The organism is Streptomyces sp. NPDC096040 (genome assembly GCF_040303265.1).
Taxonomy (GTDB): Bacteria; Actinomycetota; Actinomycetes; order Streptomycetales; family Streptomycetaceae; genus Streptomyces.
This window is the reverse complement of the sequence record NZ_JBEOTA010000010.1, coordinates 77305-98054: the sequence shown is the minus strand read 5'-3', so window position 1 is coordinate 98054 and position 20750 is coordinate 77305. Positions and strand designations below refer to the sequence as shown.

Here is a 20750-nt window from a genome sequence, read left to right as displayed (position 1 = left end):
ACGGCTCACTTCGTGATGTGGTGGCATTGACTCACACGCCGCACCCCATTGACGTAGAGATGCGCACACGCCTTTCCATAACGAGGCAACGTCTGGGGAGAGTTGTTCCTCATCGGATCGATCTTGCACTCGGCATGCGTTCGCCCTCGGGATGTCCGATAGGTCTTGTTGTTGGTGTTGGCATACGTGAAGTCGATCCGCCAGTTGCAGAACCCGCTGCTCAGCGCGCCGACAAAGGCGCAGTCGACGCCAGCGTTCTGGTAGGTAATCTTCTTCCCGCCGCCTCGAAGGATGTGCGTGAACAAACAGCCGGTCGGAACCTTCATCGTCATGCCGCCTACGCTGTACTCGAAGGTCTGGACAGGAGTCGACCCGACAGCACCGGCCTGCGCCACCGAGGAACTCGCCAGTACGAGAGCGCACGCGGCAGCAAGAGCCGTGAAAAGCCTGGACCGATACAACGCGACCATGAACATTCCCCTTCCGGCGGACAATCTCTTCCGACCGAAATGAACTCCGTCGCCGCGATCATGTTTCTGGCCGATGGGCGGGTTCACCGACTTGAGTGATCAAAAGGTAGTGCGCTGACCAGGTGATTCGTTTCTTCGCGGTCGGCTGCCCCAACGTGAGGGAGAGCACCCGCGGCAACTACCGGACCAGGCTCCTGCGGCTCAGCGAGGTCGTCCTGGGCAGCGAATGCCCGGACCGGGAGACCCGCCAAGCTGTCGGCCTCGGTTCCCAACAGCCCGTACAGCCGGACCGAGCTCGCGGACCTGTGGGGCTGGGTCGACGGACAGCCGACCGAGGAACTTCGCTGGGGCTGCAAGACGCTCATGGCACTCGGGCTCGGTGTCGGCCTCGACTCACCGGAAATCATCCCGCTGCGCGTCCACGTCGTCCGCAGAGCCCCAGGAGGTAGCGGCCCGGTCGTCGTTGCCACTCGCGCTCCCCGGAAACGGGAAATCCTCTGCCGACGCCCCTGGGAAGGGGTCCTGGCCTCCGCTGCCGACCGTCTCGAGACGGCGGACGCCGCGCAATATCTATTCCGCCCCAACTCCTACAGCCGCGGCACGAACACCGTCACGAACTTCCTGGCCCGCACCCAGCCCAGCCCGAACGTCCCGCGCCTGGTCATGGGCCGTCTCAGAGCCACATGGCTGGCCGAACTCTTCGAAGAGCGGCTTCCCATCACCGTCATCGTTGCGGCGGCCGGCGTCGACACCCTCCACGGCCTCTCCCGCATCCTGCCGTTTCTGAGTGCCGTCCCCGCCGAGGAAGCCGCCCGCCTGCTGCGAGGCAGCCAATGACCGTGCCACGCAGCCTGCCCAGCGATCGCCACCAGCGCCTCCTGGCGATGCGCGCCAGGCGCAGATTCATCGACGACACCGACGTCGAGGCAGCGATCGAGGAGGTCGACAACAGCCAACTCGTCCCTCTGCTGCGGCAGTTCGTCCCCCTCCCGCGCGGCCGACACCGCCCCCTGCACCTCAGAAACCTCCTGGTCGGCCTCTACCTCTGCACCCAGGACACCGGCGGCAAGATCGTCCTGGAACGGGTCACCGATATCCTGTACTTCCGCATCTCCCCTCAACTGCGCGCCCGTCTCGACATCCCCGAATACGACGACCACGACCAGGGATTCGAAGCCGCCTACGCGGTCGTACGCCGGCTCTTCCACGCGATGAAGGACGCGATGAACCCCTCCCCGCTGCCGCCCAACGGGCACCTTTCACGCGAGGAGGCGAACGTACTGACGGCGGCGGCCGACGTCGACGAGCTGGCGGAGCGGGAACGACGGCTGGCTCTGTTCACCGAGTTCGTGCTGGACGCCTCCGTACGCCCCCTCCACGATCTGCTGGCAGAACTGGCAGAGGTCTCCCTGGGCGTGGACGCCACCCCCGTCCGCACGTTCTCCCGCGGCCGTCGAACGAACGGGCCCGAGAAGGCGACCACCGAGACCCAGATGCACCGGTGTCCGACTCCATGCGCCCGCCTCCGCCACCCGCCAAGAAGGGCAAAGCCAAGGCGTCTCCGGGCAAGAAGAAGACCTCGCTCAAGAAGAAGTACCTCTTCGGCTACGACGCCCATTTCATCGTGACCCGTGACACCGAACACGACGCCGTACTCCTTGACGACGGCACCCCGAACCCCGACGTCCTGCCAGTCGTCGTCCTCGGCGTCGCCCTCGACAAACCCGGTCAGCGACCGGCGTACAACGGCCTGAAGGTCCTCAACCGGCTCCAAGAGCGGGGATACAAACCCGGCTACCTGGCTGGCGACCGCGCCTACAACAACTCCGAGCCCGCAGAATGGCAGCGTCCCGTCCGGGCCATGGGTTTCAAGCCCGTCTACGACTACCGGGCGGACCAGCTCGGCAAGCAAGGCGCGATCCTCGTCGAGGGCCGCTGGTACTGCCCGTCCATGCCGAAGTCCCTCATCAACGCCACCATCGACCTGCACGCCGAGCGCATCGACCGGGAGACGTGGGTCCGGCGGATCGCCGCCCGCCGCGGATATCGCCTCACGCCGAAGCAGAACGCCGACGCCGACGGCTATCAGCGGATGATGTGCCTGCCGAAGCGGGCAAGACCCAGTGCCTCATCAAGCCTCACACGCTGGGCCGCGGCATCCATCCGCTCATCGACCCGGAGCCCAGCCCAGCGGGCCCCGTCAAGGTCTACCGCCAAAACACCATCACCGTCAGCCCAGAAGCCGGCGCCAAGCAGTGGCAGGCTCTGGAGTACGGCGGCCCGGAATGGCAGAAGATCTACTTCCGGCTCCGCAACAGCGTCGAGGGCTACAACGGCTACGCCAAGAACCCACTGGCCGAGGGAATCGAAGCCGCGGGCTCCCGCCGCATCCGCGGCATCGCGGCCCAGACGATCCTTCTGGCCTTCCAGCTCGCCCACGCCAACCGCCGCAAGATCAAGAAATGGCTGGAGACGCTCGCGCTCTGCGGCGAGCGCCCACGTCGCCGCACCCACCACAGGCGGAAGACCAAAGGGCCCGGGACCTGGGCGCCCACCGGCCATCTGGTGCCGGCCGCCTGACCCGGCCGGCACCACCCCAGCACCACCCGGAAAACAACCAGCAGCACCAAAAAGCAGGGCCCCGACCGTGAGATACCTCACCGCCGGGGCCTGCCACGTACCCGTCCGGGCCACAGCCCGCCACCACAACGAGGAACGGGCTCTCACCGTGACTTCCGTCACTGATGAGAGCCCGTTTCGTCGGTATCTCTCTGTGCGCGAGGGGGGAGTTGAACCCCCACGCCCTTGCGGGCACTGGAACCTGAATCCAGCGCGTCTGCCTATTCCGCCACCCGCGCATTGGGTGTGTCCTCCGGTTCCGGCCCTGTTTCTCGCGGGCTGGCCCCTTCCGACACGCAGAACACTAGCACGCAGGAAGGGGTGGGTTCACATCCCTTGTCTCCGGGCAGCGCTCACCTGAAGCTCACGTACCGAGCAGTCGGCGTTCACGTATCAACCTCGTACCGGTCGGGGCCTTCTGTCCAGGAGACGGATCAGGTCCACAGTCAGGTGCGGGACACTGGTCATGGCCCACCTCTACGATCCTTGGCAGAAGAAGCGCCGATCCTTGACAGGAGAAGCGTGCCGAGGAGTTCGAAGGGGGGCCGCTGGGGGAACCGGCTGATTGCCGGGCGCGTAGATACGATCAGTGAGCAGTAGCGGTGACGGCAGGCCGTACGGGCAAGGCGACAGAGGAGGTGCCCTGTGGGAGTCCTGAAGAAGTTCGAGCAGCGTCTCGAAGGTCTGGTCAACGGCACCTTCGCGAAGGTGTTCAAGTCCGAGGTCCAGCCCGTGGAGATCGCCGGTGCGCTGCAGCGCGAGTGCGACAACAACGCGACCATCTGGAACCGCGACCGGACCGTCGTACCCAATGACTTCATCGTCGAGCTGAGCGCTCCCGACTTCGAGCGGCTCAGCCCCTACTCCGGGCAGCTCGGCGACGAGCTCGCCGGGATGGTCCGCGACTACGCCAAGCAGCAGCGCTACACCTTCATGGGGCCGATCAAGGTAAACCTGGAGAAGGCCGAGGACCTCGACACCGGCCTGTACCGGGTGCGCAGCCGCACCCTCGCCTCCTCCAGCAACCAGCAGGCCGCCCCGGAGCGCGCGCCCGCGGCCGGTGGCGCCCCGCAGCGACCGGGCGGCTACGGCTACCCGCCGTCCGCCGCGGCCCCGCCCATGCCGAGCGCACCGCCCCCCGCCGCCCCGCAGCGCCCCGGCGCCTACGGCTACCCGCAGCCGGCCCAGCCCGCCGCCCCGCGGCCCGCCGGACCCACCGGGCCCGTCGGCGCCGCGGCACCCGGCTCCCGAACCCGCTACTGGATCGAGATCAACGGCACCCGCCATCAGATCTCCCGCGCGACGCTCGTGCTGGGCCGCAGCACCGAGGCCGACGTGCGGATCGACGACCCCGGCGTCTCCCGCCGGCACTGCGAGATCCGGACCGGAACGCCCTCGACGATCCAGGATCTCGGGTCCACCAACGGCATCGTGGTGGACGGGCAGCACACCACCCGCGCTACGCTCCGCGACGGCTCGCGGATCGTCGTGGGCAGCACCACCATCATTTACCGGCAAGCCGAAGGGTGAAGCGGGGGCAATGTCAGAGCTGACCCTCACGGTCATGCGGCTGGGTTTCCTGGCCGTACTGTGGCTGTTCGTGATCGTGGCCGTGCAGGTCATCCGCAGCGACCTGTTCGGTACGCGCGTCACCCAGCGCGGATCGCGCAGGGAAGAAGGACGCCGGCAGCAGCCCGCCGCCCGGCAGCAGGCCGCGCCCCCGCAGCAGCGCGGCCAGCAGCCCGCCGCCGGAGGCGGCCGACGGCGCAACGCCCCCAGCAAGCTCGTCGTGTCCGAGGGCACGCTCACGGGTACGACGGTCGCCCTCCAGGGACAGACCATCACCCTGGGCCGCGCCCACGACTCCACGATCGTGCTGGACGACGACTACGCCTCCAGCCGCCATGCCAGGATCTACCCGGACCGCGACGGCCAGTGGATCGTCGAGGACCTCGGCTCCACCAACGGCACATACCTGGACCGGTCCCGGCTGACGACCCCCACACCGATTCCGCTGGGCGCACCGATCCGCATCGGCAAAACCGTCATCGAGCTGCGGAAGTAGTACGAAAATGAGCGAGCGGAGCGAGCACGCAGCGGCGGACCGGACGCCGGTCCTTTGCGCGCTCCCGACCGGAGGGTGGGCACCGTGCGGATGTACCCGGAGCCGACGGGCGAGGTGCGCATGAGTCTGTCACTGCGCTTCGCCGCCGGATCGCACAAAGGCATGATCCGGGAGGGCAACGAGGACTCCGGTTACGCCGGTCCCCGCCTGCTCGCCATCGCCGACGGCATGGGCGGCCAGGCCGCCGGTGAGGTCGCCTCCTCCGAGGTGATCTCCACCCTGGTCACGCTCGACGACGACGTGCCCGGCTCCGACATCCTCACCTCCCTCGGCCACGCCGTGCAGCGCGCCAACGACCAGCTGCGCGCCATGGTCGAGGAGGACCCCCAGCTGGAAGGCATGGGGACCACCCTCACCGCCCTGCTGTGGACCGGCCAGCGGCTCGGCCTGGTGCACGTCGGCGACTCCCGCGCATACCTGCTGCGGGACGGCCAGCTCACGCAGATCACCCAGGACCACACCTGGGTGCAGCGGCTCGTCGACGAGGGCCGGATCACCGAGGAAGAGGCCACCACCCACCCGCAGCGCTCACTGCTGATGCGTGCGCTGGGCAGCGGCGACCACGTCGAGCCCGACCTCTCCATCCGCGAGGTCCGCGCGGGTGACCGTTATCTCATCTGCTCCGACGGGCTCTCCGGGGTCGTCTCCCACCAGACCCTGGAGGAGACCCTCGCCAGCTACCAGGGACCGCAGGAGACCGTGCAGGAGCTGATCCAGCTCGCGCTGCGCGGAGGCGGCCCCGACAACATCACGGTCATCATCGCGGACGTCCTCGACCTGGACACCGGAGACACCCTCGCCGGGCAGCTCTCCGACACCCCGGTCGTGGTCGGCGCCGTCGCCGAGAACCAGCACCACCTGCACGACAACGGCATCATGCAGACCCCGGCAGGCCGGGCCGCCAACCTCGGCCGCCAGGGCCACGGCCACGGCGGGGGCGGCGAGTTCGGGCCGCCCGGCTCGGGCGACACCACCGGATACGTCCCGGCCGGCAGCTTCGACGACTACACCGACGACGACTTCGTCAAGCCCCGCAAGGGCCGCAGGTGGCTGAAGAGATCCTTCTACGGCATCCTCGCCCTCGCCGTCATCGGCGGGGGCCTGTACGGCGGCTACCGCTGGACGCAGACGCAGTACTACGTCGGCACCAACGCCGAGCACATCGCGCTGTACCAGGGCATCAGCCAGGACCTGGCCTGGGTGTCACTGTCGAAGGTGGAGCAGGACCACCCCGAGATCGAACTCAAGTACCTGCCGCCCTACCAGCAGAAGCAGGTCAAGGCCACCATCGCCGAGGGCGGACTCAAGGACGCCCAGTCGAAGGTCCAGGAGCTGGCCGTGCAGGCCTCCGCCTGCAAGAAGGAGTCGGAGCGCACCGCGTCCGAGTCCAAGACCAACTCGAAGACCGGCCAGGGCGAGGCCGGCGGCACCACGGGAACCACCAAGACCTCTCTCACGTCCAAGGCCTCGCCAAGCCCTTCGAACTCGGCGTCCTCCACGGCGTCACCGTCCCCGTCCCCCTCAGCGACCCCCAGCCCCGGCCCCACCCTCTCGGAGGATGAGCAGAAGGTCGTCTCGCTGTGCGGTAAGCAGTAGGCAAGCCGTGAGAGGCCCCGTCACACGATGAGCAGTACTACCAACCCGTCGACGAACCACACGTCCACCATCGGCTCCATCGGCACACCGAGCCGGCGCAACACCGAGCTCGCGCTGCTGGTGTTCGCCGTCGCCATCCCGGTGTTCGCCTACGCCAACGTGGGCCTGGCCATCAACGACAAGGTCCCCGCCGGACTGCTGAGCTACGGCCTGGGCCTCGGCCTCCTGGCCGCCGTCGCCCACCTCGCCGTCCGCAGGTTCGCCCCGTACGCGGACCCCCTGCTGCTGCCGCTGGCCACCCTGCTCAACGGCCTCGGCCTGGTCGTCATCTGGAGACTCGACCAGTCCAAACTGCTGCAGTCCATCCACGTCGCCGGCGGCAAGGCCACCAACCAGCTGCTGTACACCGCGATGGGCATCGCCCTGTTCATCGTCGTCCTGATCTTCCTCAAGGACCACAGAGCACTCCAGCGCTACACCTACATCTCCATGGTGGCCGCGCTCTTCCTGCTGCTGCTCCCGCTCGTCCCGGGCCTCGGCCTGAACGTGTACGGCGCCAAGATCTGGATCTCCATCGGCGGCTTCACCATCCAGCCCGGAGAGTTCGCGAAGATCGTCCTCGCGGTGTTCTTCGCCGGCTACCTGATGGTCAAGCGGGACGCCCTCGCGCTCGCCAGCCGCCGCTTCATGGGGCTCTACCTGCCGCGCGGCCGCGACCTCGGCCCGATCCTGGTCGTCTGGTTCATCTCGATCCTCATCCTGGTGTTCGAGACCGACCTCGGTACCTCGCTGCTGTTCTTCGGAATGTTCGTCATCATGCTGTACGTCGCCACCGAGCGGACCAGCTGGATCTTCTTCGGTCTGCTGATGTCGGCGGTCGGCGCGGTCGGCGTGGCCAGCTTCGAACCGCACGTCCAGCAGCGCGTCCAGGCCTGGCTCGACCCCATGAAGGAGTACACACTCTCCCGGGAAGGCGTCGCCGGCCACTCCGAGCAGGCCATGCAGGCCCTGTGGGCGTTCGGCTCCGGCGGCACCCTCGGCACCGGCCTCGGCCAGGGCCACTCCGAACTGATCCGGTTCGCCGCCAACTCCGACTTCATCCTCGCCACCTTCGGCGAGGAACTGGGCCTGGCCGGCATCATGGCGATCCTGCTCATCTACGGCCTGATCGTGGAACGCGGCGTCCGCACCTCACTCGCCGCCCGCGACCCGTTCGGCAAGCTCCTCGCCGTCGGCCTCTCCGGCGCCTTCGCACTCCAGGTGTTCGTCGTCGCGGGCGGTGTGATGGGCCTCATCCCGCTGACCGGTATGACGATGCCGTTCCTCGCATACGGCGGTTCCTCCGTCATCGCCAACTGGGCGCTCATCGGCGTACTGATCCGCATCAGCGACACCGCTCGCCGCCCGGCCCCGGCCCCCGCCGCCAACCCCGACGCCGAGATGACCCAGGTGGTCCGCCCGTCATGAACAAGCCCCTGCGCCGGATCGCGATCTTCTGCGGCCTGCTGGTCCTCACCCTGCTGCTGCGCGACAACTGGCTCCAGTACGTCAAGGCCGACACCCTGCGCGAGGACCCCGCCAACCGCCGGGTCACCATCGCCCGATACTCCACCGCACGCGGCGACATCATCGTCGACGGCAACCCGATCACCGGCTCCACCGCTTCCGGCTCCTCGGGTATCAACGACCTGAAGTACAAGCGCACCTACAAGAACGGCCCCATGTGGGCCCCGGTCACCGGCTACGCCTCCCAGGCCTTCGGCGCCAACCAGCTGGAGTCCCTCGAGGACGGCATCCTCACCGGCAACGACGACCGGCTCTTCTTCCGCAACACCCTCGACATGATCACGGGCAAGCAGAAGTCGGGCGGCAACGTCGTCACCACCCTCAACGCGGCCGCCCAGAGCGCCGCCTACAACGGGCTGAAGAAGCAGGGCGGCAAGGGCGCCGTCGTCGCCCTGGACCCCGCCACGGGCAAGATCCTGGCCCTGGCGAGCTATCCCTCGTACGACCCCTCGGCCTTCGCCGGCACCTCGGACACCGACGCCGAGGCCTGGAAGAAGCTCCAGAAGAAGTACAACCCGAACGACCCGATGCTGAACCGGGCCCTGCGCGAGACCTACCCGCCCGGCTCCACCTTCAAGGTCGTCACCGCCGCGGCCGCCCTGCAGAACGGGCTGTACACCTCCGCGGACGAGGCCACGAAGTCACCGCTGCCGTACGTCATGCCGGGCACCACCACCGAGCTGAAGAACGAGGGCAGCATCCCCTGCAAGAACGCGACCATGCGGATCGCGCTCCGGTACTCCTGCAACACCGTCTTCGGCAAGATCGGCGCCGACCTCGGCAACGACAAGATGCTCGCCGAGGCCAAGAAGTTCGGCTTCGACGCCGAACAGTTCACCCCGGTCCGCTCCAGCGCCTCGGTCTTCTCCGACAACATGAACCAGTCGCAGACCGCACTGTCCTCGATCGGCCAGTACAACACCGCCGCGACCCCGCTCCAGATGGCCATGGTCGCCTCCGCGGTCGCCAACGACGGCAAGCTGATGAAGCCGTACATGATCGACAAGCTGCAGTCGTCGAACCTCGACACCGTCTCCCAGACCGACCCGCAGGAACTGAGCCAGCCGCTGTCCTCCTCCAACGCCCAGATCCTCCAGTCGATGATGGAGACGGTCGTCAAGCAGGGCACCGGCACAAACGCCCAGCTCAACAACGCCACCGTCGGCGGCAAGACCGGTACTGCCCAGCACGGTGTCGAGAACAGCGAGAACCCTTACGCCTGGTTCATCTCCTACGCCAAGCTCCCCGACGGCAGCAAGCCCGTCGCCGTCGCCGTGGTGATCGAGGACGACCAGGCCAACCGCGACGACATCTCCGGCGGCGGCCTCGCGGCCCCGATCGCGAAGAGCGTGATGGAGGCGGTCATCAACTCCAAGAAGTGACCCCGCCCGCCACGGCGCCCCGGCGCCGTGGGACGTGAAACCGCTCACGTCTCCTTCACATCGACGCACGTTGCGATACCGGTCCTGTATCGGGTTACGGGCTTGGCCAGGTCACACAAACACAGCCGGGTACGGTAGGCCCGGACGGCAGCCTCCGACCGCACACCCGTGCCGGTCGGGACCGACGGAGAGGGCTGGTAGGGAACTATGGAAGAGCCGCGTCGCCTAGGCGGCCGGTACGAACTGGGCCACGTGCTCGGCCGCGGTGGCATGGCGGAGGTCTACCTCGCCCATGACACCCGCCTCGGCCGCACGGTGGCGGTGAAGACGCTGCGCGCGGACCTCGCGCGCGACCCGTCCTTCCAGGCCCGGTTCCGCCGGGAGGCCCAGTCGGCCGCCTCGCTCAACCATCCCGCGATCGTCGCGGTCTACGACACGGGCGAGGACTACATCGACGGGGTCTCGATCCCGTACATCGTCATGGAGTACGTAGACGGCTCGACGCTCCGTGAGCTGCTGCACTCCGGCCGCAAGCTGCTGCCCGAGCGCGCGATGGAAATGACCATCGGCATCCTCCAGGGCCTGGAGTACGCGCACCGCAGCGGCATCGTCCACCGTGACATCAAGCCGGCGAACGTCATGCTGACGCGCAACGGCCAGGTCAAGGTCATGGACTTCGGCATCGCCCGCGCCATGGGCGACGCCGGCATGACCATGACCCAGACGGCAGCGGTCATCGGCACGGCCCAGTACCTCTCGCCCGAGCAGGCGAAAGGCGAGCAGGTCGACGCCCGCTCGGACCTCTATTCGACGGGCTGCCTGCTCTACGAGCTGCTGACGGTACGACCCCCGTTCGTGGGCGACAGCCCGGTGGCCGTCGCCTACCAGCACGTCCGCGAGGAACCGCAGCCCCCGTCGGTCTTCGACCCCGAGATCACCCCGGAAATGGACGCGATCGTCCTCCGGGCCCTGGTCAAGGACCCGAACTACCGCTACCAGTCCGCCGACGAGATGCGCGCCGACATCGAGGCCTGCCTCGACGGCCAGCCTGTCGCGGCCACCGCGGCGATGGGTTCGGTGGGCTACGGCTACCCCGACGACCAGCAGACGACGGCCCTGCGCTCGGACGCCGGTGCCACGACGATGCTCCCGCCGATGAACCCGGACGACGGGGGCTACGGCTACGACGAGCGCCCGGACCGCCGCCGCCAACAGAAGAAGAGCAACACCTCCACGATCCTGCTCGTGGTCGCCGGCATCCTGGTGCTGGTCGGCTCGATCCTGATCGGCAAATGGGTGGTCAGCGGGAACGGCGCGGACAAGCCCTTCGCCGCCCCGAACTTCGTCGGCTCGACCTACGCGGACGCACGGAAGATGGCCGACAACTCCGGCCTGAAACTGGGGACGCCGACCCGGAAAGCCTGTAATAACGCGCCGAAGGGCAGCGTCTGCTCCCAGGACCCGACCGCCGGCTCGAACGTCAACAAGGGCGACACGATCAACCTGGTGGTGTCCACGGGCGCACCGAAGGTCTCCGTCCCCAGCGTGATCGGCCTCAGTCTGTCCGACGCGAAGTCCAAGCTGGAGGGCGACGACTACAAGTTCGTGGTCAAGACGGAGACCCGCACCACCTCCACCGAGGACCCGAACACCGTCCTGGACCAGAACCCCATCGGCGGCAAGGAAGTCCAGAAGGGCTCCACGATCACCCTCACGGTCGCCAAGGCCCAGGAGAAGTCCACGGTCCCGGACGTCACCGGCCAGACCTGTGACGCGGCCAAGGCCCAGATGACGCAGAACAACCTTGTCGGCAACTGCACCGATGTGGACACCACCGACCCCAACCTGGTCGGCAAGGTCGTCTCGACCGACCCGCAGCAGGGCACGCAGGTCGACAAGAACTCCACGGTGACCATCCAGATCGGCAAGGCCAAGCAGCAGACGCCCGTACCGAGCGTGCTCGGCCAGACTGTCCAGCAGGCCAAGCAGACCCTGCAGGCCGCCGGCTTCACCAACATCCAGTTCAACGGCGACTCCAGCGACAACGCACTCGTCGCCAACCAGGACCCGCAGCCCAACACCGGCGTCGACAACCCCGGCGGCACGACGATCACCCTCACCACGGTGGGCGGCAACGGCAACAACGGCGGGAACAACGGCGGCGGCTTCATCGGCGGCAACAACGGCTGACCCCGCCCCCCGTACAACAGAGCCCCGGCGCCCTCCTCCCGGAAGGACGCCGGGGCTCTGCCTTGTGCACCGCCGCCGCACATGAGTTCCCTGCTCGATCGTGCCTTCCCCTGTGCCGACTCGTTGATCGGATGGGGTGGGGTGCCGTTGCTCTGCCCTGACTCCAACAGAAGGGCAGACCATGATCAACGAATCGGCACTGCTGGAATCCAAGAGCCTGCGCGACAGCGTGCTGGAGCGAACCGACGTACTCGACCGAGTCAAAGCGCTCTCACTGCTGCCGGACGGGATGCATGTGACGACGGCGATGGTGGCGGCGTACTTCGAGGTCGCTGTGAAGACGCTTGAGTCCGTGGTGGAAGATCATCGGCACGAACTGGAGGCCAGTGGCTACCAAGTTCTGACAGGCGAGCGACTGGCCCTCTTTAAGGGGGCCAGTGGGATCCAGTCGCGTTCCAAGGCACTGGCCATTCTCCCGCCGAGCCGTCCTCAATGTCGCCATGCTCCTCCGTGACAGCGAAGTCGCACGTCAGGTGCGTGTCTACCTCCTCGACACGGAGTACCTGGCCCGGACACAGCCTGTGGAAAACCCGGTGCCGGCCGACCTCGGGGCTCTCGACGACCGCATCGACCAGCGCATCACCCACATCCTCGGGAAGACCGTCGTCCCGATGTTCAACGCCCTGATCGAGACCTCGGGCGAGCACCGCCAGGAGCTGATCGCCCTGCGCGCCGGAGTCCAGCGCATCGAGCGGCGGCTCCACCAGCACCACACACGGCTGAAGAGGCTCGAAGGGGTACGAGACGACCGCCCCGCCGTCGGAGTCATGGCCGCCATGGACGCCATGAACGGCCGTACGTTCGAGCGCCACATCGCCAAACTGCTGATCCGTGACGGATGCACCAACGTCGTCGTACAGGGCGGTCACGCCGACCGGGGCGTCGACATCATCGGGCTCACGGCCGACGGGCGGCGCCTCGTCGTCCAGTGCAAGAGGTACGCGCCCTACCTCAACATCACCAGCCCCGACGTGCAGAAGTTCATCGGGTCCGCGAAGGTCCTTTGCAGCGCAGAGGTGGCGCTCTACATCGCAACGTGCCCCTTCACTCCTGAGGCCCTGGACATCGCTGCGGAAGCCGGGATCACCGCCGTACACAGGGGGGTGCTGGAGGATTGGAGTGCCGGGGAACCGCTGAAGGTCCTGGCGTGAGAACGAGGTGACGTGAAAGGGCCCGAAGCTGCAAAGGGAAGTTGCGGCTTCGGGCCCGGCTCACTCTTAGCGTGAAAAGACGTCACGCTAACGCAGTTCCTTCGGCAACGTCCGCTTGCTGTCCACCTTCTGCACCCGCACCAACTCGCCCCACACCACGTACCGGTACCGGCTCGTGTACACCGGTGTGCAGGTCGTCAGGGTGATGTAGTGGCCCGGCTTGGTCTTGCCGGACTCCTTGGGGACCTGGGAGAGGACCTTGACGTTGTACTTCGAGGTCTCCGGGAGGATCGAGTAGGCCTTGTAGACGTACCACTTGTCCCGTGTCTCGAAGACGATCGGGTCGCCGACCTTCACCTTGTCGATGTTGTGGAACTTCGCACCGTGGCCGTCGCGGTGGGCGGCGAGGGTGAAGTTGCCGGTCTTGCCGGTGGTGGGGAGCATCGCCTTCGCGGGGTCCGTGTAGTAGCCGGCCACACCGTCGTTCAGGACGTCCGTCGACGTGCCCTTCTCGACCAGGACCTCACCGTTCTTCATGGACGGCACATGCAGGAACCCGATGCCGTTCTTCGTGTTCAGCGCACCCGGACCGGTGTCCTGCTGCGCCCAGGTGTCACGAACCTTGTCGCCCTCCCGGTCCGCCTTGCGGTCTGCTATGACGTTCGTCCACCAAAGCGAGTAGACGACGAACAGGCCCAGTACCAGGCCCGCCGTGATGAGGAGTTCGCCGAAAACGCTGACCACCATCGCGAACGGGCCGATCGGCCGACGGCCCGGCACGGGCGCCACGTCCGGCGCGTCGGTCTGTTCTTCGGTGTCGTCCGCGGTCGCTGCCACTGTTTTCTCTGCCCTTACTCGACGAGCGCGTCTGGCTTGCCCTTGCTGCGCGGGCGTTCCTCGACCATCTTGCCCCACACGATCAACCGGTACTTGCTGGTGAACTCCGGTGTGCAGGTGGTCAGGGTGATGTACCGGCCCGCCTTGGTGAAGCCGGAACCCTTCGGGATCGGATCCAGCACACTCACATTGCTCGGCGACGTCACCGGCAGCATCGACGTCACCTTGTACACGAAGTACTCGTCCTGTGTCTCGACCACCACCGCGTCGCCGGCCACCAGTTTGTTGATGTACCGGAACGGCTCACCGTGCGTGTTGCGGTGCGCGGCCAGGCCGAAGTTGCCGGTCTTGTCCTGCGGCATCGCGGTCTTCAGCGCACCCTCGCCGTAGTGGCCGACCATGCCCTTGTCGAGGACCTTCTTGTTGCTGACACCCTCGGCTATCGGAGCCACCACATCCAGCTTGGGAATGTGCAGGATCGCGAAACCCTGCCCCGGCTCGAAGACACCCGGGGCCCGCTTGCCGCTCGCCCAGTCCTGCTGGAGGCTGCTGGCCTCCTTGCCCGCCTGGGCATGGGCGCGCACGTTCGTCCACCACAGCTGGTAAGTGACGAACAGCAGCATCAGCACACCGGTGGTGATGAACACCTCGCCTATCGCCCGGCTCGCCACGACGGCCGGACCCGGCTTGCTCAACCGTGCCTGCCGACGGGCCTCGACCCGGGAGAGCGGCCGCCCCGACGGGCTGTTCTCCGGCGGCGCCGTCTCCGGTGCGCCACCATGACGGCCACCACGCCGCTTGGCTGCCTTTCTACGGGCCGCTCGGCCACCCCCTGGGAGTCCAGGGACAGAAGAGGCTGCCGTGCCCGCAGAAGCCGATATGGGCGGCGGATCAGGAATCCTCAGCGCCACGGTCTCCTCGTCGACCGGCGGCAGATAAGCCGCCGGCTCCGCGACCGGCGGCAGATACGCCGTGTCCCCGAGCGCACTCGACCCCCCGTACGACTGATCCCCGTACGAGGTATCGGTCTCGCGCTCGGGGCGCAGCGCGGTCACGCCGTGGCCCTGCCCACCACCGGGGCGAGCCCCACCGACCTCGCCACGGCCCCCTGGTCACCGCACTCCACCAGCCAGTTGGCCAGCATCCGGTGCCCGTGCTCGGTCAGCACCGACTCGGGATGGAACTGCACACCCTCGACCAGGAGTTCACGGTGTCTGAGACCCATGATGATCCCGTCGTGGGTACGGGCCGTGACCTCCAGCTCGGCCGGGACAGTGGCCGGCTCGGCGGCAAGCGAGTGGTAACGGGTCGCCGTGAACGGCGTCGGCAGCCCCGCGAAGACCCCCATGCCCCCGTGCTCGACCAGCGAGGTCTTGCCGTGCAGCAGCTCCGGCGCCCGGTCCACCACACCGCCGTACGCCACCTGCATCGACTGCATACCGAGACAGACACCGAAGACGGGCACCCCGGTCGAAGCACAGTGGCGGACCATGTCCACACACACGCCCGCCTCCTCCGGCGTACCGGGCCCGGGCGACAGCAGAACGCCGTCGAAGCCGTCCTGGGCGTGCGCCGTCGACACCTCGTCGTTGCGCAGCACCTCGCACTCGGCGCCCAGCTGGTACAGGTACTGGACCAGGTTGAAGACGAAGCTGTCGTAGTTGTCGACGACGAGAATCCGCGCGCTCACTGGTTGTCCACCGTCACATCGTTGAAGGGCAGCAGCGGTTCGGCCCAGGGGAAGACGTACTGGAAGAGGACATAGACCACGGCCAGAACCAGCACCAGTGAGATCAACGCCCTCACCCACACGTTGCCCGGCAGATGCCGCCAGATCCAGCCGTACATGCCGTCCCTTCCGTTCCACCACGGCACCAGAATCCCGCCGTACTGCACCAGACTAACGGCGCAGCGCCTTGGGTTTGCCGGACTCCACGGGCTGTGTGGAGTCCAGATGCGCCCAGACGATCAACCGATGGCTGTGCCCCCACTCCGGATCGCACGTGGTCAGCGTGAGATAGCGGCCCGGACGCGTATACCCCGACTTACGTGGCACAGGGTCGATCACTTCAACGTCCGTCGGAACTGTTTTGTAGGGGCCTTTGTCGATCCGATACGTGAACCAGGTCGTACCGTCCGTCAACACGATCGCATCGCCCCGGCGCAGCTTCGGGAAGTCGAGGAACGGATCACCGTACGTGCGTCGATGGCCGGCGACCGCGAAGTTGCCCTCCTGGCCCAGCCGGGCGGTACGGGCGTAGTGGGCGAGGCCCTTCTTCAGCACATCGGTGCCGGTGCCCTCCAGGACCGGTTTGTTCCACGTGAAACCGAACCGAGGGATGTACATGATCGCGAAAGGCCTGCCATAGCGATACGCGGCGGGCTCGTCCGGGGCGGCGCTCGCGGACGCCTCCGCCGTCGGGTGCACCGTGGCACTGTCCGACCACTGCCGCTGCAATTGGTCGATCTGGTCGTGCATCACACTGTCGGCCTTCACGCCGGTCCAGAACAGCACATACACGACGAAGAGGACTATGAGCGTGCCGACGGTGATGCAGAGCTCGCTGACGGTCCTGACGATCACGCGCACCGGCGGCTCCAGAGACGACGAGCGGCTTACCCCACAGGCTTCGCGTAGTGCAGATCCACTGTGCCCGAGTAGCCCGGCAGAGTCACCGTCCCGTCCTCGGTGACTTTCCAGCCGAGGCCGTACACATTGACGTACACCATGTAGTTCTGGATCGCCTCCGAGCCCGCGAGCGCCTGCTGCATCTTCGCCGGGTCCCCCACCGCCTGGATCTTGTACGGCGGTGAGTACACCCGTCCCTGGAGGATCAGGGTGTTACCGACACAGCGCACCGCACTGGTGGAGATCAACCGCTGGTCCATGACCTTGATGCCCCGGGCCCCGCCCTGCCACAGGGCGTTCACCACGGCCTGCAGATCCTGCTGGTGGATGACCAGGTAGTCGGGCTGCGGCTCGGGATAGCCGGGAAGCTTGGCCGTGGCGTTCGGCGGGGCGTCGTTCAGCGTGACGGTGATCGCCTCGCCGGTGAGCTTCTGCGTCCCGGCATCCTTCTCCAGACCGGAGAGCCGGTCGTCCTGCGCCTTGCTGGACCCGTCGTCGCGCTCGGCGAGCTTCTCGTTGCTCTCACGCGAGCCCGCGTTGAACTCGTCCAGCTCCTTGTTCTTGCGGCTGCGCTCCTGGATCAGGTCGGACAGCTTCAGCAGATTGTCGTCCGAGCGGATGTCGGTGCCCTTGGCCGTGTTGAAGCTGGTGAAGAAGAGAAGACCGGCCAGGGCGAAGACACCCACGGTGAGAATCCGCACCGGCCGGAAGCCACCCTTGCGGGCCGGGTCCGAACCCGTTGATCCGGTCGCGTTGGAGTCGGCAGAATTGGTCAACGTACCCTTATCTCCTTCGGCGCCGTTGAAGCACTACGCTAACGGACGCCCGGGGGAGCGGTCAGTGCGCCCTTGCTGTCCCCTTGTACGCTGCTCCGAGCCCGACCCAGTTACCTGCGCGGCCACGCAGCGCATCGACAGGAGAGACCCTCGTGCCGAAGTCACGTATCCGCAAGAAGGCCGACTACACGCCGCCCCCGGCGAAGCAGGCGACCGCCATCAAGCTGACCAATCGCGCGTGGGTCGCGCCGGTGATGCTGGCCATGTTCCTCATCGGGCTGGCCTGGATCGTCGTCTTCTATGTCACCGACGGTTCACTGCCCATCGACAGCCTGGACAACTGGAACATCGTCGTGGGCTTCGGCTTCATCGCGGCCGGCTTCGGCGTCTCGACGCAGTGGAAGTAGCTCTGCTCGGCAGCTTTACCCAGGGCTGTTCGCTGAGTTATCCACAGGCCTGATCTGCTGTCCACACCCTCCTGGGGAAAAGACGACGATCTGTGGATAACCCATCGAGCGTTGACGCCGGTACGACTACCACAACGCCCACCGTAAGACTGTTTGCCCCCTCCCTGACCTGCACGAACGCAGGTGAGTGGCAGGGGGCGCAGTTGTGCACGAACTCTATGCACAAGATTCGCCACCGACTGTGGACAACGGTTCGGTATCGGTGCGGCGAGCCGCCGTGAACAGGCTCAGGTGAGCTGAGCGGTTCTGATCACCGTCAGGACGACGGCCACGACCAGGACCAGCGCACAGGTGCCGTACTGGACGAGGTTCCGCCGCTCGCGCGGGGCGTGGACCATCGCGTAACCGGTGATGACACCGGCGACCAGGCCGCCGATATGGGCCTGCCAGGCGATACCGCCGCTGAAGGTGAAGATGAGGTTGATCACCAGCAGGGCGATGATCGGCCGCATGTCGTAGTTGAGCCGGCGGATGAGCACCGCGGTCGCGCCGAAGAGCCCGAAGATCGCGCCGGACGCGCCGAGCGAGGGCTGGTTCTGGGCGGCCAGCAGATAGGTGAGGGCGCTGCCGGCCAGGCCGGCGACGAAGTAGAGCGTGATGTACCGGGCGCGGCCGAGGGCGGCTTCCAGGGGGCCGCCGATCCACCACAGGCTGAGCATGTTGAACGCGATGTGCATGGGGTTCGAGCTGTCGTGCAGGAACATCGCGGTCAGCAGGCGGTAGTACTGGCCCTGTGCGATGCCTTCGATGTCGCCGTACTGCGGGAACCAGGCCTGGCCGATCAGTTCGAAGCGGTTGGTGAAGCTGTCCCCGACGGAGAGCTGGACCAGGAAGACGGCGATGTTGACGCCGATCAGGATCTTGGTGAGCAGCCGTGGGTCGGCGGTGATGGTGCCGCCGGCGATGGTGCGTGGCCGGGAGTCGGCCGGGGGTGGGCCGCTCTGGCCGGTGGTGGTGCCGCGTACACACTCGGGGCACTGGAAGCCCACGGAGGCGCTGACCATGCACTCGGGGCAGATGGGGCGCTCGCAGCGGGTGCAGCGCACGCCGGTCTCCCGGTCCGGGTGCCGGTAGCACATGGGCAGGCTGTGGGCGTCGCGCGCGCTGCCTGCCGCCTGGTCCTCCATGGGGTCCCCTCGCTCGTCGTGGGCATTGCTCTGCCCCGCACATCCTTACGGACGAGCGGGGCGTTTGGTTCCCGTGGGGCGCTTCCTTTTTGTGCGCTTCCTCGGGTGTTTCCTTGTTTGGATCAGTTCTCGCGCTTCTCGACGACGACCGTCTCGACGAGGACGTCGTTCTCTGGCCGTTTGTTCGGTCCGCTGACGGTGACGGAGGCGATCTTGTCCACGACTTTCTGGCTGTCCGCGTCGACGACCTCGCCGAAGATGGTGTGCTTGCGGTTGAGGTGGGGCGCGGGGTTGACCGTGATGAAGAACTGGGAGCCGTTGGTGCGGGGGCCGGCGTTGGCCATGGCCATCAGGTAGGGGCGGTCGAAGCGGAGGTCGGGGTGGAACTCGTCCTCGAACTTGTAGCCGGGGCCGCCGATGCCGGTGCCGAGCGGGTCGCCGCCCTGGATCATGAAGCCGCTGATCACGCGGTGGAAGATCGTGCCGTCGTACAGGGGGTCGGTGGAGACCGTGCCGGTGGCCGGGTGGGTCCACTCACGCTCGCCCTGCGCCAGTTCTACGAAGTTCTTGACCGTCTTCGGCGCGTGGTTCGGGAAGAGCCGGACCTCGATGTCGCCGAGGCTGGTCTTCAGGGTGGCGTAGAGCTGCTCGGCCACGGTCCGCCTTCCGTTGTGCTCTGGTGTGCTCGGGCGCAACCCCGTGATGGGTTCGCCCTTACGATCCTCGCACGGTATGGCGGCCCGGTCGCCCGGCTGCGGTCTCCCGGCGGAGATCCTCACGAATCGCTTGCGGAAACCCGGCGGAGTCCCCCTGGAAGCTGTGACGGGTCCGGCCGGGCGGGAGCGCTGGGCGCCGATCCGTGGCATTGTCGTCGAGAAGCCCCTCTTAGCTCTGGTTGCACCCGTATGCCCGTCCTCGCGCGCCGCTTGGCCCGCGGACAGGCATGATCCCTAAAAGGGTGGAAAGTCGAAATACCGTACGCCACCGAGGAGGAGGAAACCCGTGACCCGCAAAGAGAGCGTGCGCGCCGCAACCAGCTCGGCGAAGGACAGCGTGCGGCACGCCGCGGAAGTGGTGGCGCCCTACGCCGACACGGCCAAGGAGCGTGCCGCGTACTACGCACAGGAGGCACGCGTACGGCTCGCGCCCGTGGTGTCGCAGGCCGCCGAGCAGGCCCGCGTCCAGTACGACGCCCGTCTCGTCCCGCGTCTGGAGCAGGCCCGGACGCATGTGCCGCCGATGGTGGACCAGGCCGCGCATGATGCTGCCGATCTGACCCGCAAGGCTGCCCGGCAGGCCGCCGACTATTCACGTCCGAGGATCGAGCAGGCCGTGGCGGCGGCCGTGCCGGTCCGTGATGAGGCCACGACGCGGGGCGCCGCCGCGCTGGCCGCGCTGCGTGGCAATGTCTCGGCCGAGCAGATCGAGAAGCTGGCGCGCAGGAACGAGCGGCGTTCTGCGTGTGGCCGTGCGTTCAAGGCGTTCGCCGTGTTCGGTGTGCTGGCCGGTGCCGCCTTCGCCGCCTGGAAGTGGTGGGACAAGCAGGCCAACCCGGACTGGCTGGTCGAGCCCCCCGCTGCCACGGAGGTTCCGGATTCGAGTCACCTGAGCTCGGTGGACGGCAGCTCTCCCCTGCACCCCGAGGTCCAGGCCAAGGAGGCGGAGGAGCAGTCGTCCCGGGACGACGAGAACCGCTGATCCCAGCGTTTCACGTGAAACAAGAAACCCCTCTGACCTGCGTTTTCGCAGGTCAGA

Annotated in this window: 22 protein-coding genes and 1 tRNA gene; 13 read left to right on the top strand and 10 right to left on the bottom strand. The window is 67.2% G+C overall.

Features of this window, described 5'->3' with window-relative positions; translation table 11 throughout:
• Positions 1-5: 5 nt before the first annotated feature.
• Positions 6-470 (bottom strand): hypothetical protein, encoded by a 465-nt coding sequence (locus ABTY98_RS15525; protein ID WP_502994239.1) that lies wholly within the window; start codon positions 468-470, stop codon positions 6-8.
• Positions 471-833: 363 nt separating this feature from the next.
• Between ABTY98_RS15525 and ABTY98_RS15520 the strand changes: the two genes are divergently transcribed.
• From ABTY98_RS15520 to ABTY98_RS15510, 3 genes are all read left to right on the top strand, one after another.
• Complete coding sequence (locus ABTY98_RS15520; RefSeq protein WP_352221424.1) at positions 834-1307, top strand: hypothetical protein; 474 nt, start codon at positions 834-836, stop codon at positions 1305-1307.
• Positions 1308-1309: 2 nt separating this feature from the next.
• Positions 1310-2098 carry a hypothetical protein gene (locus ABTY98_RS15515; protein ID WP_352221423.1) on the top strand — a complete coding sequence of 263 codons (789 nt, stop codon included), beginning with the start codon at positions 1310-1312 and terminating at the stop codon, positions 2096-2098.
• 469 nt (positions 2099-2567) lie between these two features.
• Positions 2568-3050, top strand: a complete 483-nt coding sequence (locus ABTY98_RS15510; protein WP_352221422.1) for a hypothetical protein — start codon at positions 2568-2570, stop codon at positions 3048-3050.
• Positions 3051-3244: 194 nt separating this feature from the next.
• Here the strand turns inward: ABTY98_RS15510 and ABTY98_RS15505 are convergent.
• Positions 3245-3328 (bottom strand) — tRNA-Leu (locus tag ABTY98_RS15505).
• 406 nt (positions 3329-3734) lie between these two features.
• Between ABTY98_RS15505 and ABTY98_RS15500 the strand changes: the two genes are divergently transcribed.
• The 8 genes from ABTY98_RS15500 to ABTY98_RS15465 all read left to right on the top strand — a co-directional run bounded on the left by ABTY98_RS15500 (position 3735) and on the right by ABTY98_RS15465 (position 13159).
• Entirely contained in the window at positions 3735-4619 is an 885-nt protein-coding gene (locus ABTY98_RS15500; RefSeq protein WP_352221421.1) for an FHA domain-containing protein, read from the top strand.
• 10 nt (positions 4620-4629) lie between these two features.
• Positions 4630-5154 carry an FHA domain-containing protein FhaB/FipA gene (locus ABTY98_RS15495; RefSeq protein WP_351738084.1) on the top strand — a complete coding sequence of 175 codons (525 nt, stop codon included), beginning with the start codon at positions 4630-4632 and terminating at the stop codon, positions 5152-5154.
• A 90-nt stretch (positions 5155-5244) separates the two neighbouring features.
• On the top strand, positions 5245-6810 hold the full coding sequence (locus ABTY98_RS15490) for a Stp1/IreP family PP2C-type Ser/Thr phosphatase (protein ID WP_352221586.1): 1566 nt from the start codon (positions 5245-5247) through the stop codon (positions 6808-6810).
• A 27-nt stretch (positions 6811-6837) separates the two neighbouring features.
• Entirely contained in the window at positions 6838-8277 is a 1440-nt protein-coding gene (locus ABTY98_RS15485) for an FtsW/RodA/SpoVE family cell cycle protein (protein WP_352221420.1), read from the top strand.
• Positions 8274-9758 (top strand): peptidoglycan D,D-transpeptidase FtsI family protein, encoded by a 1485-nt coding sequence (locus tag ABTY98_RS15480; protein WP_352221419.1) that lies wholly within the window; start codon positions 8274-8276, stop codon positions 9756-9758. The genes ABTY98_RS15485 and ABTY98_RS15480 overlap by 4 nt, the downstream gene beginning before the upstream one ends.
• Positions 9759-9965: 207 nt before the next feature.
• Positions 9966-11948 (top strand): Stk1 family PASTA domain-containing Ser/Thr kinase, encoded by a 1983-nt coding sequence (pknB, locus tag ABTY98_RS15475; RefSeq protein WP_352221418.1) that lies wholly within the window; start codon positions 9966-9968, stop codon positions 11946-11948.
• Positions 11949-12129: 181 nt separating this feature from the next.
• Positions 12130-12462, top strand: coding sequence for a hypothetical protein (locus tag ABTY98_RS15470; RefSeq protein ID WP_352221417.1), 333 nt, complete (start codon positions 12130-12132; stop codon positions 12460-12462).
• Complete coding sequence (locus tag ABTY98_RS15465) at positions 12449-13159, top strand: restriction endonuclease (protein WP_352221416.1); 711 nt, start codon at positions 12449-12451, stop codon at positions 13157-13159. Before ABTY98_RS15470 ends, ABTY98_RS15465 begins: the two co-directional genes overlap by 14 nt.
• A gap of 87 nt (positions 13160-13246) precedes the next feature.
• Here ABTY98_RS15465 and ABTY98_RS15460 read toward each other — a convergent pair whose 3' ends face one another.
• Genes ABTY98_RS15460 through ABTY98_RS15435 form a run of 6 tightly spaced genes read right to left on the bottom strand, consistent with a single transcriptional unit; the run spans position 13247 to position 17401 of the window.
• Positions 13247-13996: a class E sortase gene (locus tag ABTY98_RS15460; protein ID WP_352221415.1), complete on the bottom strand. Its 750-nt coding sequence runs from the start codon at positions 13994-13996 to the stop codon at positions 13247-13249.
• 14 nt (positions 13997-14010) lie between these two features.
• A complete protein-coding gene (locus ABTY98_RS15455) occupies positions 14011-15051 on the bottom strand; it encodes a class E sortase (RefSeq protein ID WP_352221414.1) in 1041 nt (346 codons plus the stop codon).
• The gene (locus tag ABTY98_RS15450) at positions 15048-15686 is read right to left on the bottom strand and encodes an aminodeoxychorismate/anthranilate synthase component II (RefSeq protein ID WP_352221413.1); all 639 of its coding nucleotides are present in this window, start codon (positions 15684-15686) and stop codon (positions 15048-15050) included. Before ABTY98_RS15450 ends, ABTY98_RS15455 begins: the two co-directional genes overlap by 4 nt.
• On the bottom strand, positions 15683-15844 hold the full coding sequence (locus tag ABTY98_RS15445; protein ID WP_046727640.1) for a hypothetical protein: 162 nt from the start codon (positions 15842-15844) through the stop codon (positions 15683-15685). The genes ABTY98_RS15450 and ABTY98_RS15445 overlap by 4 nt, the downstream gene beginning before the upstream one ends.
• A 52-nt stretch (positions 15845-15896) precedes the next feature.
• Positions 15897-16586 (bottom strand): class E sortase, encoded by a 690-nt coding sequence (locus tag ABTY98_RS15440; protein WP_352221412.1) that lies wholly within the window; start codon positions 16584-16586, stop codon positions 15897-15899.
• A gap of 26 nt (positions 16587-16612) precedes the next feature.
• The gene (locus ABTY98_RS15435) at positions 16613-17401 is read right to left on the bottom strand and encodes a DUF881 domain-containing protein (RefSeq protein ID WP_352221411.1); all 789 of its coding nucleotides are present in this window, start codon (positions 17399-17401) and stop codon (positions 16613-16615) included.
• Between the two features lie 152 nt (positions 17402-17553).
• Here ABTY98_RS15435 and crgA point away from each other — a divergent pair, with 152 nt between their 5' ends.
• On the top strand, positions 17554-17808 hold the full coding sequence (gene crgA / locus ABTY98_RS15430) for a cell division protein CrgA (RefSeq protein WP_352221410.1): 255 nt from the start codon (positions 17554-17556) through the stop codon (positions 17806-17808).
• Between the two features lie 287 nt (positions 17809-18095).
• Here the strand turns inward: crgA and ABTY98_RS15425 are convergent, their stop codons facing one another.
• Together ABTY98_RS15425 and ABTY98_RS15420 are read right to left on the bottom strand one after the other, a co-directional pair.
• On the bottom strand, positions 18096-18995 hold the full coding sequence (locus tag ABTY98_RS15425; protein ID WP_352221409.1) for a rhomboid family intramembrane serine protease: 900 nt from the start codon (positions 18993-18995) through the stop codon (positions 18096-18098).
• A 122-nt stretch (positions 18996-19117) separates the two neighbouring features.
• The gene (locus ABTY98_RS15420) at positions 19118-19651 is read right to left on the bottom strand and encodes a peptidylprolyl isomerase (protein ID WP_352221408.1); all 534 of its coding nucleotides are present in this window, start codon (positions 19649-19651) and stop codon (positions 19118-19120) included.
• A gap of 346 nt (positions 19652-19997) precedes the next feature.
• Between ABTY98_RS15420 and ABTY98_RS15415 the strand changes: the two genes are divergently transcribed.
• A complete protein-coding gene (locus ABTY98_RS15415) occupies positions 19998-20693 on the top strand; it encodes a DUF5324 family protein (RefSeq protein ID WP_352221407.1) in 696 nt (231 codons plus the stop codon).
• Positions 20694-20750: the final 57 nt, after the last annotated feature.

Excerpts from the sequence above, each read along its gene's own strand:
- ABTY98_RS15520 (WP_352221424.1), top strand. The coding sequence starts at position 834 with ATGGCACTCGGGCTCGGTGTCGGCCTCGACTCACCGGAAATCATCCCG.
- ABTY98_RS15445 (WP_046727640.1), bottom strand. The coding sequence starts at position 15,844 with ATGTACGGCTGGATCTGGCGGCATCTGCCGGGCAACGTGTGGGTGAGG.
- pknB (WP_352221418.1), top strand. The coding sequence starts at position 9,966 with ATGGAAGAGCCGCGTCGCCTAGGCGGCCGGTACGAACTGGGCCACGTG.
- ABTY98_RS15465 (WP_352221416.1), top strand. The coding sequence starts at position 12,449 with ATGCTCCTCCGTGACAGCGAAGTCGCACGTCAGGTGCGTGTCTACCTC.
- ABTY98_RS15490 (WP_352221586.1), top strand. The coding sequence starts at position 5,245 with ATGTACCCGGAGCCGACGGGCGAGGTGCGCATGAGTCTGTCACTGCGC.
- ABTY98_RS15525 (WP_502994239.1), bottom strand. The coding sequence starts at position 470 with ATGGTCGCGTTGTATCGGTCCAGGCTTTTCACGGCTCTTGCTGCCGCG.
- ABTY98_RS15480 (WP_352221419.1), top strand. The coding sequence starts at position 8,274 with ATGAACAAGCCCCTGCGCCGGATCGCGATCTTCTGCGGCCTGCTGGTC.
- ABTY98_RS15485 (WP_352221420.1), top strand. The coding sequence starts at position 6,838 with ATGAGCAGTACTACCAACCCGTCGACGAACCACACGTCCACCATCGGC.
- ABTY98_RS15495 (WP_351738084.1), top strand. The coding sequence starts at position 4,630 with ATGTCAGAGCTGACCCTCACGGTCATGCGGCTGGGTTTCCTGGCCGTA.
- ABTY98_RS15425 (WP_352221409.1), bottom strand. The coding sequence starts at position 18,995 with ATGGAGGACCAGGCGGCAGGCAGCGCGCGCGACGCCCACAGCCTGCCC.
- ABTY98_RS15470 (WP_352221417.1), top strand. The coding sequence starts at position 12,130 with ATGATCAACGAATCGGCACTGCTGGAATCCAAGAGCCTGCGCGACAGC.